Genomic DNA, 15,040 nt, shown 5'->3' with positions numbered 1-15,040 from the left:
CCCACGCCCCCCCCGAGGGGCCACCCCCGGAGAATCCTCCACCGCCGCCGAACGAGCATGAGGAACCGGAGGCATCGGACGGGCCCGAGCTGTTGCCGTACGCGGGGCCGCTGGAGCCGCCCTTCGGCGGGACTCCGCGGCAGGCCCCGCATCACCAAGGTCGGCACGTCCGCCACGACAAGGAGCAGCACCGCCCCGATCGGAGAATGAACCCCGACTTCGAGAAGGCGCGGTCGGAGGCGGCCTGCGAGGTCGCCCGGTCGTACACCGCGGTGAGGGTGTCCCGCAGCGCGGTCGTAGGAGGATCCGGCAGCCTCAGGACCCGAACGGGAGCATGGCGATCACGATGGCCGCCCTGGGTGACCAGGGGCACAGCGGGTCTCGTCATGACCCCCTGGCCATGACCTAATTTGCCATCGCGAAAACAGTTCAGGCCGCGGGGGTGCCGCTCAGAAGCTCCCGGACGCCCCGCCCCCGGTGAAGCCGCCGCCCCCGCCGAACGAGCTCGTGCCGCCGGAGCTGCCGGACGACGAGCTCGAGGCGTTGACCACGCCCCCGGAGTACAGGGATGGGGAAACCGCGTAGAGCGGCAGCCAGCTCTGGAAGGTGGGCGCGTAGTGCACCTCCCGCTCGATGCCGTCCTTGCCCGTGCGGCGCACGGGATCATCGTTGAGGCCCGGCGCCTTGGGGTTCTGCAGGCGGTACTTCAGGTAGGCCCGGCGCATGCTCGCGCTGATCCCCTCGCCCGGATGCTCCCGCTCGTACTGCTCAATCTCCCGCTTCGCCTGATCCATGATCTGCCTGGTGCTCCGGCGGCAGCGCCAGACGATCACCAGGACCCCGAGCACGACCACGCCGACGATCGACAAAATGACCGTGGCCACCGTGCGCCCCTTCGCCGCCCGGTCCGCCGCGGCCTGCGGATCGGCCTCGTCGTAGACCTTGGTGACCGTCTTTGTGAACGCGTCCGCGTAGTCCCCGTCCTTGAACCCGGGCTCGAGCTGGTTCTCCATGATGTTCTCGGCGTCCGAGTCCGAGAGCACCTCCCGGGCGCCGTCCCCGACCTCGATGCGCAGCTCGCGCTCCCCCATGTCCGCGACGATCAGCACGCCGTTGTTGCGCCCGTCGTCCCCCACGCCCCAGTCTGTGGCGACCTTGCGCGAGTAATCCTCGATGTTCTCGCCCTGGGTGTCGTTCACGGTGAGGACCGCCGCGCGGATGTATTCGTTTTCATCATTCTTCTCGCCGATCAACCGGTTGAGCTGCTCCTCCTGGCCGTCCGTCAGCAGGTCGGCCTGGTCCTGAACGGCGCCCACCTCGGGCCGCGGCGGGACGTCCAGGGCCTGGGCGGGGGCGACGGCGCCCGCCACGAGCATCGCGGCCAGGGCACCCCCCAGGGTGGCGCGCCTGAGCACCGCGGGCTGGGTTTCGGCGGTGGTCACGAGGGTCCTCCGGGGGTCTCGGGGTTCGGCGCTGTGCACGCGGGGGTTGCTGGGGCCAGGCTACGTGCGCTCGTGCGCGGACAGAACCATCACCCCGGCCCCCGGCGGGCGTGTCGGCGGCGTGGCAGCCGACGCGGGTTCGGTCTCCGCCCCGAACCGGCGTTGCCGACCGCCCTCGGCCACTGGCCGGCTCCCGGGAGGGAAACCGGCCCGCGGAGGGGACGTGCGCGACGGCGTCGTCGGGAGCCTCAGTTCTTCGCGGTGGGAACAACCATCACGGGGGACTCGGCGTCCGCAAGGACGGCCTGCGAGACGGAGCCCATGAGCAGCCCGCGGAAACCGCCGTAGCCGCGCGTGCCCACGACGAGCAGGTCCGCGGTGCGCGAGGCGTCCACGAGGGCGTCCGCCGGACGCCCCTCCAGTACCCGGGTGACGGTCTCAAGGCCCGGGAACTCGCCCCGCAGCTCCTCGGCAACGCTTTCTGTGAGCTGCTGGGCCGGGGCCTTCAGCTGCTCCTGCACGGCCATCTCGAGCTCGTAGGAGTTCACCGGCAGGTAGCCGGTGGTGGGGACCACGCTCACCACGGCGAGCGTGAGCCCGTGGTCCGCGGCGTAGCGCGCCGCCACGGTCACGGCCGGGTTCTCCGTGCCGAGCTTGTCCACGCCCACGACGACGCAGCCCGCGAACGTCTCACCCTCGGGGCGGGTTTCCCGCTCGTCGGGCTTCCAGCTCTCCGGGAGGATCACCACGGGAACCGAGGAGTGGGCGGCCACGGCCGCGGAGACGGAGCCCACCCGGCCGCGGACGCCGTGGTGCCCGCGCTTGCCCATGACCACCACGGCGGCGTCCTTGGACTCGTACACGATCACGCCGGCCGCGTCACCGCGCTCGATGATGCACTGGGCCGTGACCCCGGCGGTCTTGGCCTTCTCCACGGCCCGCTTGGCGAGCCGCTCGGACTCCTCCTGCAGCGCGTCCGCGAAGGCGCCGTAGAGGGACTGGTCCAGGCCGGTCTGACGCCCCGTGGAGAGCACGATCTTCAACGGCAGCTGCCGCTCGAGGCAGTCCGCGATCCCCCAGTCCAGGGCCCGCTCGCTGTGCTCGGAGCCGTCGTACGCCACCACAATGTTCTGTGTCATCTCTGCAGTACCTGCCTGTCTCGTGTTCGTCTCGTCGGGGGGGCTGTGCGTGGGAGTCAGCGGCCGCTGGGGACCACCATCACGGGTCCGGCCGCGGCGCCGAGCACTGCCTGGGACACGGAGCCGAGCAGCAGTCCGGTGAAGCCGCCGATGCCGCGGGAGCCCACCACCACGAGGTCCGCGGTCCGCGTGGCCTGCACCAGGACCCGGCCCGGGCGGCCCAGGAACGCGTGCTGCGTGACGGTCAGGTTGGGGTGCTCCCCGGAGATCCTCTGCGCGAGCTCCGAGAGCTTCTCGAGCGCCTCCTGGAAGTAGTAGGGCCGGTTGTACTGGTCCTGGAACCACTCGGGCGTTCCGGAGAGGGCGCCGTTGACGGAGACGATGCTCAGCGCGCAGCCGTGGGCCACGGCGTACTCCACGGCCTGGGCGACGGCCGGGTTCTTCTCCCCGGAGGCGTCCACGCCCACGACCACGGAGCCGGTGTAGTCCGTCTGCGAGGCGGAGAGCTGGTCGTCGTCCTTGGCCTTCGCGTCCGGGACGCGGACGTCCTCTGACGCCCTGGCCTCCTGGCGCACGACCTCCGCGTCCGAGGCGTCCTGCTTCTCGCTGGGCGGGACCACGATGACGGGAACGGGGCTGTGGGCGGCCACCGCGGCTGACACGGAGCCCAGGCGCCCCCGCAGGGCACCGCCGCGACCGCGCTTGCCCAGGACGACGAGGCACGCACTCCTGGCCTCCTCCAGGACGGCGCGGGCGGCGTCACCCTCTCCCAGGACGTCCTGGACCTCGAGGTCCGGGGCGTGCTCGCGGGCGTACTCGCTCGCGTCGGCCAGATAGCTCTTGCTCTCCGCGACCACGGCCTCGTGGAAACGTGCTTCGAGGGACGGCTCTCCCACCGCGATGAGGGGGTAGGCGCTGATCAGGCGCACCGGGACGTGGCGGGCACGAGCCTCCGACAGGGCGCGGTCGAGTGCCCGCAGGGCGATGTCGGAGCCATCGATGCCCACCAGGACGGGAGCGTTGGGCGAGGTGTTCAGAACGTCTTTGTTCATGCCTTAAGAATAGTCCTCCGCAGCCGTCGGCGGGCGGTCCAACCCGCATGTGGATCCCCCGGGGCCACACGCCTGGCAGGGGGTGCCTCAGGCCATCGCGATCATCCACCGACGCCCGCGGATCCGCCACCCCAGGGTGGCCGCGCGGGCACCGGTGTAGCCGCCCGCGTAGGCGACCCACAGCCACACGGCTCCCACCACACCGGCGCCACCCCACGTGAACACCACCCACAGCAGGGGGAGGTACACCGCGAGGTTGATGACGCCGGCCAGCGCGAGGTACCGGGCGTCCCCCGCGCCGATCAGCACGCCGTCGAGCACGAAGACGTACGCCGCGAGCGGCTGGCCCACGGCCACCACGAGCAGCGCCGCGCCGAAGACCGCCTGGACCTCCGGCGAGCGCGTGAACAGGAACCCCAGGTGCGGGCCGAGCAGCCCCACCGCGAACCCCGTGACCACGCCGAAGCCCAGCCCCCAGCGCAGCAGCCGACGCATCAGCAGCCGCACGGCCGCGCGGTCCTGCTCGCGGTTCACGTCCCGCGCGCCGAGCTCCTTGCCCAGCAGGGCCTGGGCGGCGATCGCGAGGGCGTCCAGTGCGTAGGCGAGGAAGTTGAAGATCGTCATGCTCAGCTGGTAACCGGCCAGGTTCTCGGGGCCCTGGTTCGTGGCCACCACCACGGTGAGCAGGATCGCCACGCGCAGGGACAGGGTGCGCAGCATGAGCCACGAGCCCACGGTGAGGTGCGAGCGCACCCCTGGCCACGACGTCGTCAGCCCCACCGACTGCGCCCGGAACCGCCGCCCGAGCATCACCAGGTAGGTCACGGCCATCGCCCACTGCGTGGTGCTCGTGCCGATCGCCGCACCCGCCACGCCCAGGTGGACGCCGTAGACGAGCACCATGTTCAGTCCCGCGTTCAGCATCGCACCCGCGGCCGCGACCACGAGCGGGGTCCGCGTGTCCTGCAGCCCGCGCAGCACGCCCACGGCCGCCAGGACCACGAGCATGGCCACGAGCCCCGGCAGGGACCACAGGGCGTACGACGTCGCGTGGTCCAGCACCTCGCCGTGGGCACCCATGGTGCGCAGCAGCGGCCGCATCGCCACGGCGCCCACCGTCGCGATCACGATCCCCAGCCCCGCCGCGGTCCACAGACCGTCCCGGCCCACCCGCAGCGCCTCGGCGAGCCGGCCCCCTCCGAGGTGGCGGGCCACCGCCGGGGTGGTGCTGTAGGCCAGGAAGACCATGAGCCCCACGACCGTCTGCACGAGGGTCGAGGCGATGCCCACCCCGGCCAGCTGGGCGGTGCCCAGGTGGCCGATGATCGCGGAGTCCGCGAGCAGGAACAGCGGCTCGGCGATCAGCGCGCCGAACGCGGGGACCGCGAGCGCGAGGATCTGCCGGTTCAGGCTCGCGGGGCGGGGCGGGGTGGGCTCGCCAGTGGGGTCCTGGTCAGGGGCGGAGCTCGTGGGAGGGGTGGGCACCGCTCCAGGGTAGGCGGGCGCGCCGACACCCCGGAGCGGTGCGCGCGGGCGGGGTCAGTGGCCCGGCGCGGGCTTGACGGAGATCACGGGGACCGCGGACTCCAGGATGATCTGCTGCGCGGAGGAGCCCAGGAAGATCTTGCCGGCCGGGGAGCGGCGGCGCACGCCCACCACCACGACCTCGACATCCTCGCGGTTGGTGAGGTCCACGAGGTCCCCCACGGCGTCGCGGCTGCGGGCGGCCGCGTGCTCGAGGCTCACGCGCTGGTAGTCGATCGCGGAGAGGTCCGGCTCGTTGCCGTCCACGGGGAAGACCACGAGATCTGCATCGCGGCGGCGGGCCTCCTGCACGGCGAAGTCGCGGGCGGCGTGGCCGGCGGGGGAATCTGCGGCGGCGAGAATGATGGCCATTGGTCCTCGTTTCGAGCGGTGGTGGCGGGGCCGTTCGACGGCGCCCCGGGGGTCGTGGTCGAGCGTACGGGCACGGGTGCGCGGACGGGGGCGTCGCCGAGGGGCCCGAGCCGCTGACATGTGTATGGTAGGTCACATTCCTGCGGCTCCGAGGGCGGACCAGGGATCCTTTGCACCCCGACCCCCGGAGGAATCGTGAGACCCACTCACTCCCCCAGCCGCCGCCAGTTCCTGACCTGCGGGCTCGGTGGACTCGTGGCGGCCGGCGCGATCGGGACCGCCACCGTCGGCTCCATCGTCTCCGCGTCCGGGGGCAACGACCTCCGCTCCTCGCTGACCATCATCGCGCCGGCGGCGGCCGGTGGCGGGTGGGACACCGTGGCCCGAGAGATGCAGCAGGCCCAGCGGGCCAACGGCATCGTGAACAACACCCAGGTGGTCAACATCCCCGGTGCCGGCGGCACGATCGCCCTGGGCAACCTGGAGATCCTCGAGGGCCAGGCCAACAACCTCATGGTCGGCGGCACGGGCCAGCTCGCGGCCACCATCCAGTACCACTCGGCCACCACCTACGCGGACGTGAACCCGCTGGCCGTGGTCGTGGAGGAGTACGACGTCGTCGTGGTCCCCGGGGACTCCCCCTACACGAGCCTCAAGGAGCTCACGGACGCCTGGGCCAAGAACCCCGGCAAGGTGCCCTGGACCGGGGGCGGCTCCTTCGACCAGCTCGTGGTCACGGAGATGGCCATCAGCGCGGGCGTGTCTCCCAAGGACATGATCTACGTGTCCTCGGACGGCGGCGGCGAGTCCACGCAGGCGCTGCTCAACGGCACGGCCGCCGCGGCCGCCAGCGGCTACCCGGACTCCATCGACCAGATCGAGTCAGGCCGGCTGCGGGCGCTCGCGATCGTGGCCAAGGACCCCGTGGCGGGCGTGGAGATTCCCACCACGGTGGAGCAGGGCTTCGACGTGACGCTCGCGAACTGGCGCCTGCTCGTGGCACCGGGCGGCATCACGGACGCGGAGAAGTCCGAGCTCGAGAGCATCGTGCGGGAGACCGTCACCACCCCGCAGTGGCGCAAGGCCATCGAACGCTACAACTGGAACGAGAACGTCGTCACCGGTGAGAAGCTCGCCACCTTCCTGGACGAGGAAAAGACCAGGATCCAAGGTCTGTACAAGGAGTTGGGACTGTGACACAGCAGGTGGCCGGGGCGGACTCGGCATCCGTGGAACCGCCGAGCACAGAGACCGCCCCCGCGCGCCCGTTCCTGCTCGGGGAACTGACCATGCCGCTCGTGTTCACGGCGTTCGCCACCTACCTGCTGGTGGGTCTGCTGAGCATGAGCGTTCCCGACTCTGTGGACTTCCCGGGCCCGCGCTTCTTCCCGGCCACGGTGGTAGGCGTCGTCTACGGGCTCGTGGTCCTGGACGTCCTGGTAATCCTGCGCCGGCGCCGCGCAGCCGGGTCCGCGCACGAGAAGCAGGCGGGGAAGGCACCCTCCGGCAGCACCGCCGTCGGCGCGGCGGACACCACAGCCCCCGGGGACGACGCCGCTCCCCGCTTCTCGTGGCGCTCCTTCGCCTGGGTGGTCGGCGGGTTCCTGGTCTTCGCCCTGCTGCTCGAGTTCCTGGGCTGGATCATCGGGGCCGCGCTGCTGTTCTGGTGCGTGGCCCGCGGCTTCGGTGCCGCCCGGCCGCTGCTCACCCTGGTGGTGGGGCTGACCGTCAGCTCGCTCGCGTACATTGCATTCGACATGGCCCTCGGGCTCTCACTGCCCTCCGGCATCCTGGGAGGCGGGTTCTAGATGGACACCCTGTCACTGCTGATGGAGGGCTTCGCCGGAGCCCTCACGTTCCAGAACATCTTCTGGGTGGTCCTGGGCTGCTTCCTGGGCACCGCCGTGGGCGTGATGCCCGGTCTCGGTTCCTCGATGGCCGTGGCCCTGCTGCTGCCGGTCACCTTCGCCCTGGATCCCACGGCCGCGTTCATCATGTTCTCCGGCGTGTACTTTGGCGGGCTGTTCGGGGACTCCACCATGGGCATCCTCATGAACACACCGGGGCAGGCCTCCGCGATCGCCTCCACGTTCGAGGGCCACAAGATGGCCCAGAACGGGAGGGCCCCGCAGGCCCTGGCCACCGCCGCCATCGGTGCGTTCATCGGCGGCTTCGTGGCGTCGGTGGTGGTCGTCTTCTTCGCACCGTTCCTCGCGGAGTTCTCCACCAAGTTCGGTCCCGCGGAGTACTTCGCGCTCGCACTGTTCGCCTTCGTGGCCACCTCCTCGGTGGTGACCGACTCGGCCGTGAAGGGTCTGCTGTCCCTGGCGTTCGGCCTGGGCATCGCGGTGGTGGGCATCGACTCCGTCACGGGCATCCCGCGGTTCACCATGGACTCCCCCTACCTCTTCGACGGAATCTCGCTCGTGACCGTCACGGTGGCGGTCCTCGCACTCGGCGAGGTCGTCTACTTCGCCACCGTGGCCCGGTTCAAGAGCCAGGGCGAGATGCTGAAGTCCAAGGGCCGACCGTGGCTCAGCCGCGCGGAGCTGCGCGAGGCCGCCCCGGCGTGGCTGCGCGGCACAGCGATCGGGCTGCCGTTCGGCGTGATCCCGGCCGGCGGTGCCGAGATCCCCACGTTCCTGGCGTTCGGCGCGGAACGCAAGCTCGACCGTCGTCGCCCTGATCCCCAGTTCGGCAAGGGCGCCATCCGCGGCCTGGCCGCCCCGGAGGCCGCCGGCAACGCGACCACCGGCATGGCGATGGGCGCCCTGCTCGCGCTGGGCCTGCCGGTCTCGGCGACCGCCGCCATCATGCTCGCGGCGTTCCGCCAGTACGGCCTGCAGCCGGGTCCGCTGCTGTTCGAGCGTGCGCCGGACCTCGTGTGGGCGCTGCTGGCGAGCTTCTTCATCGCGATGATCGTGCTTCTGGTCATCAACCTGCCCTTCGCCATGGTCTGGGCCAAGCTGCTGCTGATCCCCCAGCCGTACCTGTACGCGGGGATCACGGTGTTCTGCGGGCTCGGCATCTACGCAACCTCCGGGTCCACCTTCGACCTGCTGATGCTGCTCGGCGTGGGGCTCGTCGGGTTCCTGATGCGCATGCACGACTACCCACTCGCACCCCTGATCATCGGCATGGTGCTCGGCCCCCTCGCGGAGACGAGCCTGCGCGACGCCCTCATCAGCGCGGACGGGGACCCCGCGGTGCTCTTCACCGGACCCATCGTGCTCGTGCTCTACGGCGTCCTGCTCCTCGTGCTGCTGCTGACGCTGCGCAGCAAGGTCACCAGTCGCACGCGCCGGGACGTGTGACACCCGGCGCGCGCGGGCAGCTCAGAACGGGTAGGTCGGGATCTCCGGGCTGATTGTGACCCACTGCAGCTCGGTGAACGCCTCGATGTTCGCCTCCGCGCCGCCGAAGTGCGCACCCGTCCCGGAGGCTTTCATGCCACCCATGGGTGCGGTGGCCTCGTCCATCACGGTCATCTCGTTGACGTGGACCTTGCCGGCGTGGATCCGGTCCGCGAGCCCCATGGCCTCACCCACCTCGCCCAGGACGGACAGCGAGAGCGCGTACTCGGAGGCGTTGGCCAGGGCCACGGCCTCGTCCACGGAGGACACGGCGATCACCGGAGCCACCGGCCCGAAGATCTCCTGGTTCCACGCAGGCATCTGGGGGGCCAGGTCCGCCAGCACCGTGGGCCGGTAGAACAGCCCGTCGTGGGTGGCCCCGGCCCTGATGCTCGCACCGGCGATCACCGACTCCTGGACCACGGAGTCCACGGCCTTCAGCTGCTTCTCGTCGATCACCGGTCCCAGGTGCACCTGCCCCTGGGACGGGTCCCCCACCACGAGGGAATCGGCCTTCACCGCCAGGCGCTCCACGTACTCCTCGTAGACGTTCTGGTGGACGATGTGGCGGCCCGTGGTCATGCACACCTGGCCCTGGTGGAAGAACGAGCCCATCGCGCCCACGCCCACCGCGAGGTCCAGGTCCGCGGAGGGGAGCACCACCATGGCGTTGTTCCCGCCCAGCTCCAGGTGCGTGCGTTTGAGGTGCTGGGCACCGGCCGCTCCCACGTGGCGGCCGGCCGCCGTGGACCCGGTGAAGGACACGACGCGCACCTCGGGCGCGTCCACAGCAGCCGCACCGGCGTCCCCGCCCCCGGGCAGCACGTGCAGCACGCCCTGCGGCAGACCGGCCTCCTCAAGCACCCGTGCGATCAGCACACCGCCGCTCACGGGGGTGCGGGGGTCCGGCTTGAGCAGCACCGCGTTGCCCAGGGCCAGCGCGGGGGCCACCGAGCGGATTGAGAGGATCAGCGGGAAGTTGAAGGGCGAGATCACGGAGACCACTCCGGAGGGCACGCGCCGCGCCAGGGACCAGTGCGGCTCGTCCGAGGCGAGCACCTGCCCCTTCACGTGCGTGGGCAGCGCCGATGCCTCGAAGCACTCCTGCGCGGCCACGTGCGCCTCCATGCCCGCCTTGGGCTGGATCGCGCCGGTCTCGCGGACCACCCAGTCGACGATCTCGGCGGTGTTCTCCTCGAACAGCTGCCCCGCGCGGCGCAGCACGGCCGCGCGTTCCGTGGGCTTCATGCCCGCCCACGCCACCTGGGCCGACGAGGCCGCTGTCGCCGCCTCGTGCACGTCCGCCGGGGTCGCGCCGCCCACGCAGGCGATCACCTCGTCCGTGGCCGGGTTGCGCACCTCGATCGGCTCACCCGCCCCGTCCGTCCAGCCGCCGTCGAAGAGCTTTCCGCTCCACCGCTTGTCCTCGAGAATCGCCATGTCGTGTCCCTCCTGGGTGGGTGGTGTGTGAAGGTGGCCGCGCGGCGTCGTCATCCGCGGGGGTGTCAGGGCTGCGGGTCGCGGGCGTCGTAGCGCATGAAGGCCGGGAACAGGCGCACCAGCAGCAGGACCAGCAGCAGGCATATGGTAGCCCCGCCCAGGGCGGCCCAGCCGGGGCCGAGCCACTGGCCGCCGGTGCCCATGGCGGCGTCGCCCAGGCGGGGCCCACCGGCGACCACCACGATGAAGATGCCCTGCAGCCGCCCCCGCAGGTTGTCCGGGGTGGCGGCCTGCAGGATGGTGGTGCGGAAGAGCATGGACACTGAGTCCATGACGCCGGCCGCCAGGAGCACGAGGCAGGACAGGGCCAGGGGCCACACGGTGTCCGCACCCCAGCCGTGCGAGGCGAGCAGCACCACGGCGCCGAAGGCCATGATGCACACCGCCCATCCGGCCACCGCGGCAGTGCACGCCCGACCGTGATGATTGATGCGTATGAATGTTCCTGAGAAGATGCCCGCGATCACCGACCCAGCCGCGAGCGCCGCGGTGAGCAGTCCCACCGTGAACTGGTCCCCGCCCAGCACGGACGCCCCGAGCACCGGGAACAGGGCACGCGGCATCGCGAAGACCATGGCGGCGAGGTCCAGCAGAAAGGTCATGCGCAGGTTGGGTCGGGTGGCCAGGAACGCGAACCCCTCCACAACGGAGCGGAACCCCGCCCTCCTGGCCGCGCCGTGCTCCCCCGGCTCCGGAGGCAGGGACGGCAGCTTGTACATGGCCCACAGGCTCACCCCGAAGCTCATGGCGTCCAGCGTGTAGGCCCACTGGAACCCCAGGGTGGCCACCGTTAACGCGCCGAGGAGCGGGCCGATCATCAGACAGGAGCCCATGGTGAGCTGGAACAGGGCGTTGGCCGCGGGCAGCTGACGCATGGGGACCACCCGGGGGACGATCGCCCCGCGCACGGGCTGGTTCAGGCCCTGCGCGAAGGAGTGCAGCGCCACGACGGAGTAGAGGACCCCCACGCTGCGGACGTCCAGCCACGCGTGGGCGGCGAGCGCCACGGTCATCGCGAACAGCCCCACCGTGGTCCACAACCCGGCCAGGCGACGGTCCGTGGTGTCCCCGATCGAACCGCCGTAGAGTCCTGCGACAATCAGCGGCACGAGCGCGAAGACCCCCACGAGCCCCACCGCGAACGTGGAGCGCGTGAGCTCGAAGACCTCCAGGCTGATTGCGATCACCGTGAACTGGCTGCCCAGCATGGACAGCGTGGAGCCCATCCAGAGCCGACGGAACGCGGGAATTTCGCGCAGGGGAGTGATGTCCAGGAGGAAACGGGCCACGGGTAGATCCTAGGTGCAGGAGGGCGTGACGTCGTGGGCTCGGGCCGGGGTGCGCCGGGCCGGGTGGGACAGACCCCTCGGGCGCGGTGCGTGCGGCTGCGGGCACGGCTTACCCTGAGACCATCCCCTTCTTCCCCCGGGACCTCAGGAGCATCCATGCGCACACGCGAACAACGCTGGGCCGCGCGGTCCGCCCGCGGCTGGCCCCGGCTACGTGTGCACGCCGTTCTCAACGGGGTGGGGGCGCTGCTGATCGGATCGGCGCTGCTCTGGTTCACCCACGGCCCCCTGAAGTTCCAGAACTTCCCGGCGGGCGACGTCGCGTGGGTGTGGCGCGTGGTCACCCTGTTCCTGGCAGTGCTGCTCCCGTTCGTGCTCGCCACCATGGGCGTGTACCTGGTCTTCGCCGGCGCCACGGCCACCAACCGTGCCGCGCTGGCCGCGGGCCGGGCCCGCACGGTGGTGCTGAACCCGGACGACACCGACGGGGCTCCCGTCACCGACCAGCGGCTCTCCGAGCACACACCCCCGGGAGTGAAGATCCGCGCCCACGCGCTGCACGGACGCCAGTACGACTCGCGCTACTCCCGGGACCTGCTGGGCCTGCTCGCCATCCAGTCTCCCGTGGCCCTGGCACCGCTGGGTGTGGGGCTCGTGGTGCTGCTCGTGGCCACCATCTACTACTCCACCGGCTACGCGGAGCCCGCCACCGTGCTGCTGCTCGGCATGCTCTACCTGGGCTGGAAGCTCTTCCGCGGCTGGCGCAGCCACCGGGTGTTCGCGGGGACCCGTTGGGAGGTGCCGGCCGAGACGGATGTGGACACCGGTCCGGTCCCCCGGGTCACCCCGCTGCGGGAGGACGAGTTCCCCCGGCAGCGCGGCCACCGGTCGGCGTTCGCGGAGGACGACGACGCCGCAGCACCGGCGCGGCGTGACCGCGAGTGGGCGGCGTCGGCGTCGGCGTACCACGCTGACCACGACGATCCGGAGGAGGCCTACGAGACCACCGACGAGCTGCCGGTGGTCGAGCAGATCCGGGACCGCTACGCCGAGCCCCGCCGGCAGAGTGCCTCCCAGCGGCGCCTGGCGGAGCGCGCCGAGCGGGAGGCTGTCCGGCGGCGGCTGCCCCGCGTGGCGCAGGCGGAGCGGGCGGACACGGACGCCACCGCACCCATCTCCCGGATGACCGCGGCAGACGGGCGCACCACCACCGATCCCGCCACCGAGGCCGCGGAGCAGGAGCAGCAGCGGCAGAACCAGATGCGCTACGAGGACCACATGCAGCGCCACCGCGAGAAGCGCGAGGACCGGCTGCGGCGCGCCGAGGCCCGCGAACCGGAGGAGGCGCCCTCCCTGATCGGCTACGCGATGAACCGGTTCAAGCGCCGCGGGGACGGTCGGTAGGACCGCACCCGCGGGGCACCACCCGGGGACGACCGCGCCGCACGCGGGACACCACGCGCCACACACCACGCACCACGCACCACGAAGCCAGTGCTCGGTGGCACTGAGGGGTCTCCATGCCACGCGGAGGAGCGGGATCGCTTCGTGGTGACGTACCGTTCCGCGATCGACGAGATCGAGACGAAGACGCGGGTCCTGCGCCGCCGGCTGGTCGGCGCGTGGCCCGCGAGACCCACGGCAGTGCCCAGGGGGGACAGGGTGTCAGTGCGGTGGTGCGCAGCACGGCCGGTCTCCTCGTCAGGCGGGGGCAGGATCAGGAGGAGGGAAGATCACCGGCGCGCGGCAGCGGCGTCGGCCTGCTCCGGCTTCTTGCGGTAGGAGCGTGCCGTGAGGCCCGCGCGGGCGAAGGGGTGGATGAGAGCCGCAATGCCCACCAGGATTCCGGTGATTCCGGTCATGACGCCCGTGCCGCGCCCGTACTGCGGCCGCTCGGCCGGGTCAGTTCACGGCTGTCCGGCTGCCGAGCTCCCAGATCCGCCGGCCGGTCCACACCAGCAGTGACACGAGGAGCACGTTGCGCACCGTGAGCACCGCGGCCATCACGGGATTGGCGTGGATCAGCGGCGTGTAGAACAGCGGGTAGATCACGAAGGTCGCGGCTGCGGTCCCCAGCACCAGCAGGGCGGGGGCGAGCCAGCGGACGCGGTCGTGCAGCAGACCCACCACCACCACGGGGGCGAGCCACACCATGAACTGGGGCGAGCCCACCTTGTTGAACACGATCAGCACGGTGGTCAGCAGCAGGGTGCCCGCGTAGACCAGGCGCCCGCGGTCCGCCCCGCGGCGCAGGGCACGGATCAGCAGCGCGGCGGCGCCAGCCACCGCGAGCAGCAGCAGCGGCTGCATGAGCGAGGCCATGACGTCCACTCCCGGCCCGTAGACCTCGGTGGAGTTGATTGCCGTGTTGTCCGCGATCCGCGAGTCCCAGAGACCCAGCACCGCGGCCCACACCCACGGCGTGGAGAACGTGGCCTCCAGCTGCATCCCGCGCGAGCCCTGGTTCAGGGCGAAGGCTGCGATGTGCTCGATCCCGCCCAGTACCAGCACCCCACCGACCACCGCAGCACTCACCACGATGCCGGTGAGCACGATGCGCGCACGCTGGCGCAGCGCGATCACCATGGCGAGGACCGCGGCGGCCGGCCACACCTTGATCCACGTGGCCACGCTCAGCAGCGCGGAGCCCACCACGGGGCGGCGCACCGCGTAGAGCAGACCGATGAGCACGATCGGTGCCGCCACGCCCTCCACGCGGGCGAAGCTGAGGTAGCCCAGGAAGACGGTGAACACGACCCACCACCAGCCGGCCACCACGGCCGAGCGTCGACGGCTCTGCACCGCCGAGCTGCCGTGGGCCGCGCCGGGACCGTTCGAGGCGGCGCCGGGCGCAGGCCCTGCCTCCATGTCATCCGGTGCGCCCCCGGCCACCGGACCGCGTGGGCTTAGGCCGGAACGGGACCCCGCGGCGTCGTCATCGGGAGTGCCACCGACCAGCTCGGGCAGCTCGCCACGCGCGGGACGGTGGGCGCGGTGCAGCAGGAACCACATGGCCACCGCGTCCAGCACCGTGATCATCAGCGTCCACGCCAGCAGGTAGAGGTCGTGACCGGCGATCCGGGGCAGCATGATCGGGATCTGCGCGAGCACGGGGTAGACCCACGGGCTCACGGCGTCAGTCACGGGCGCGTTGTACCCGGCCATCGCCCACTCGCGGTACTGCTCGGTGTCGCTGAACGCCCAGCCGTGCAGGAAGAAGGAGGCCATCCAGCACAGGAAGTAGACGTGCACCACCGCGAAGCCGCACCAGACGGCCGCCGGTGTCAGCAGCCGCTCGCGCACGGAGCGGCGCTCGGCGTCCTGCCCCAAGGCAGCCGCCGCGTCGGGACCGGACGCCGCCGTGGCAAC

At 71.5% G+C, this 15,040-nt stretch carries 13 protein-coding genes; 4 read left to right on the top strand and 9 right to left on the bottom strand.

Going from position 1 to position 15,040, the window contains the following annotated elements; genetic code table 11:
* Positions 1-449: 449 nt before the first annotated feature.
* The 5 genes from ABD264_RS07925 to ABD264_RS07905 all read right to left on the bottom strand — a co-directional run bounded on the left by ABD264_RS07925 (position 450) and on the right by ABD264_RS07905 (position 5,529).
* Complete coding sequence (locus tag ABD264_RS07925; RefSeq protein ID WP_303106143.1) at positions 450-1,442, bottom strand: TPM domain-containing protein; 993 nt, start codon at positions 1,440-1,442, stop codon at positions 450-452.
* Positions 1,443-1,690: 248 nt separating this feature from the next.
* Positions 1,691-2,581 carry a universal stress protein gene (locus ABD264_RS07920; protein ID WP_144941412.1) on the bottom strand — a complete coding sequence of 297 codons (891 nt, stop codon included), beginning with the start codon at positions 2,579-2,581 and terminating at the stop codon, positions 1,691-1,693.
* Between the two features lie 56 nt (positions 2,582-2,637).
* A complete protein-coding gene (locus ABD264_RS07915; RefSeq protein WP_144941414.1) occupies positions 2,638-3,633 on the bottom strand; it encodes a universal stress protein in 996 nt (331 codons plus the stop codon).
* An 87-nt stretch (positions 3,634-3,720) separates the two neighbouring features.
* Positions 3,721-5,118, bottom strand: a complete 1,398-nt coding sequence (locus ABD264_RS07910) for an MATE family efflux transporter (protein ID WP_425554302.1) — start codon at positions 5,116-5,118, stop codon at positions 3,721-3,723.
* Positions 5,119-5,172: 54 nt separating this feature from the next.
* Positions 5,173-5,529: a universal stress protein gene (locus ABD264_RS07905; RefSeq protein ID WP_144941418.1), complete on the bottom strand. Its 357-nt coding sequence runs from the start codon at positions 5,527-5,529 to the stop codon at positions 5,173-5,175.
* 195 nt (positions 5,530-5,724) lie between these two features.
* Here ABD264_RS07905 and ABD264_RS07900 point away from each other — a divergent pair, with 195 nt between their 5' ends.
* The 3 genes from ABD264_RS07900 to ABD264_RS07890 are packed head-to-tail and all read left to right on the top strand — an operon-like array spanning position 5,725 to position 8,843.
* Positions 5,725-6,726 carry a tripartite tricarboxylate transporter substrate binding protein gene (locus ABD264_RS07900; protein ID WP_186366740.1) on the top strand — a complete coding sequence of 334 codons (1,002 nt, stop codon included), beginning with the start codon at positions 5,725-5,727 and terminating at the stop codon, positions 6,724-6,726.
* Complete coding sequence (locus ABD264_RS07895; RefSeq protein ID WP_144941422.1) at positions 6,723-7,337, top strand: tripartite tricarboxylate transporter TctB family protein; 615 nt, start codon at positions 6,723-6,725, stop codon at positions 7,335-7,337. Before ABD264_RS07900 ends, ABD264_RS07895 begins: the two co-directional genes overlap by 4 nt.
* Positions 7,338-8,843 (top strand): tripartite tricarboxylate transporter permease, encoded by a 1,506-nt coding sequence (locus ABD264_RS07890; RefSeq protein WP_144941424.1) that lies wholly within the window; start codon positions 7,338-7,340, stop codon positions 8,841-8,843.
* Between the two features lie 21 nt (positions 8,844-8,864).
* On the opposite strand, the gene ABD264_RS07885 is transcribed toward ABD264_RS07890, so the two are convergent.
* The gene (locus ABD264_RS07885; RefSeq protein ID WP_144941426.1) at positions 8,865-10,322 is read right to left on the bottom strand and encodes a benzaldehyde dehydrogenase; all 1,458 of its coding nucleotides are present in this window, start codon (positions 10,320-10,322) and stop codon (positions 8,865-8,867) included.
* A 65-nt stretch (positions 10,323-10,387) separates the two neighbouring features.
* Positions 10,388-11,671, bottom strand: coding sequence for an MFS transporter (locus ABD264_RS07880; RefSeq protein WP_344205336.1), 1,284 nt, complete (start codon positions 11,669-11,671; stop codon positions 10,388-10,390).
* A gap of 156 nt (positions 11,672-11,827) precedes the next feature.
* Here ABD264_RS07880 and ABD264_RS07875 point away from each other — a divergent pair, with 156 nt between their 5' ends.
* The gene (locus tag ABD264_RS07875; RefSeq protein ID WP_344205334.1) at positions 11,828-13,075 is read left to right on the top strand and encodes a hypothetical protein; all 1,248 of its coding nucleotides are present in this window, start codon (positions 11,828-11,830) and stop codon (positions 13,073-13,075) included.
* A gap of 329 nt (positions 13,076-13,404) precedes the next feature.
* Here the strand turns inward: ABD264_RS07875 and ABD264_RS07870 are convergent, their stop codons facing one another.
* Together ABD264_RS07870 and ABD264_RS07865 are read right to left on the bottom strand one after the other, a co-directional pair.
* Positions 13,405-13,533, bottom strand: coding sequence for a hypothetical protein (locus ABD264_RS07870; RefSeq protein WP_344205332.1), 129 nt, complete (start codon positions 13,531-13,533; stop codon positions 13,405-13,407).
* Positions 13,534-13,573: 40 nt separating this feature from the next.
* Entirely contained in the window at positions 13,574-14,974 is a 1,401-nt protein-coding gene (locus ABD264_RS07865) for a hypothetical protein (protein ID WP_425554308.1), read from the bottom strand.
* Positions 14,975-15,040 lie beyond the last annotated feature (66 nt).

The sequence above is a fragment of the Kocuria salsicia genome, assembly GCF_039532055.1.
Classification (GTDB): domain Bacteria; phylum Actinomycetota; class Actinomycetes; order Actinomycetales; family Micrococcaceae; genus Kocuria; species Kocuria salsicia.
Note: the sequence above shows the minus strand (reverse complement) of the source record. Positions and strands in the feature narration are given on the sequence as shown.

What these genes read in the sequence shown, in the direction of transcription:
- ABD264_RS07920 (WP_144941412.1), bottom strand. Translation starts at nt 2,581, where the DNA reads ATGACACAGAACATTGTGGTGGCGTACGACGGCTCCGAGCACAGCGAG.
- ABD264_RS07915 (WP_144941414.1), bottom strand. Translation starts at nt 3,633, where the DNA reads ATGAACAAAGACGTTCTGAACACCTCGCCCAACGCTCCCGTCCTGGTG.
- ABD264_RS07905 (WP_144941418.1), bottom strand. Translation starts at nt 5,529, where the DNA reads ATGGCCATCATTCTCGCCGCCGCAGATTCCCCCGCCGGCCACGCCGCC.
- ABD264_RS07890 (WP_144941424.1), top strand. Translation starts at nt 7,338, where the DNA reads ATGGACACCCTGTCACTGCTGATGGAGGGCTTCGCCGGAGCCCTCACG.
- ABD264_RS07885 (WP_144941426.1), bottom strand. Translation starts at nt 10,322, where the DNA reads ATGGCGATTCTCGAGGACAAGCGGTGGAGCGGAAAGCTCTTCGACGGC.
- ABD264_RS07875 (WP_344205334.1), top strand. Translation starts at nt 11,828, where the DNA reads ATGCGCACACGCGAACAACGCTGGGCCGCGCGGTCCGCCCGCGGCTGG.
- ABD264_RS07870 (WP_344205332.1), bottom strand. Translation starts at nt 13,533, where the DNA reads ATGACCGGAATCACCGGAATCCTGGTGGGCATTGCGGCTCTCATCCAC.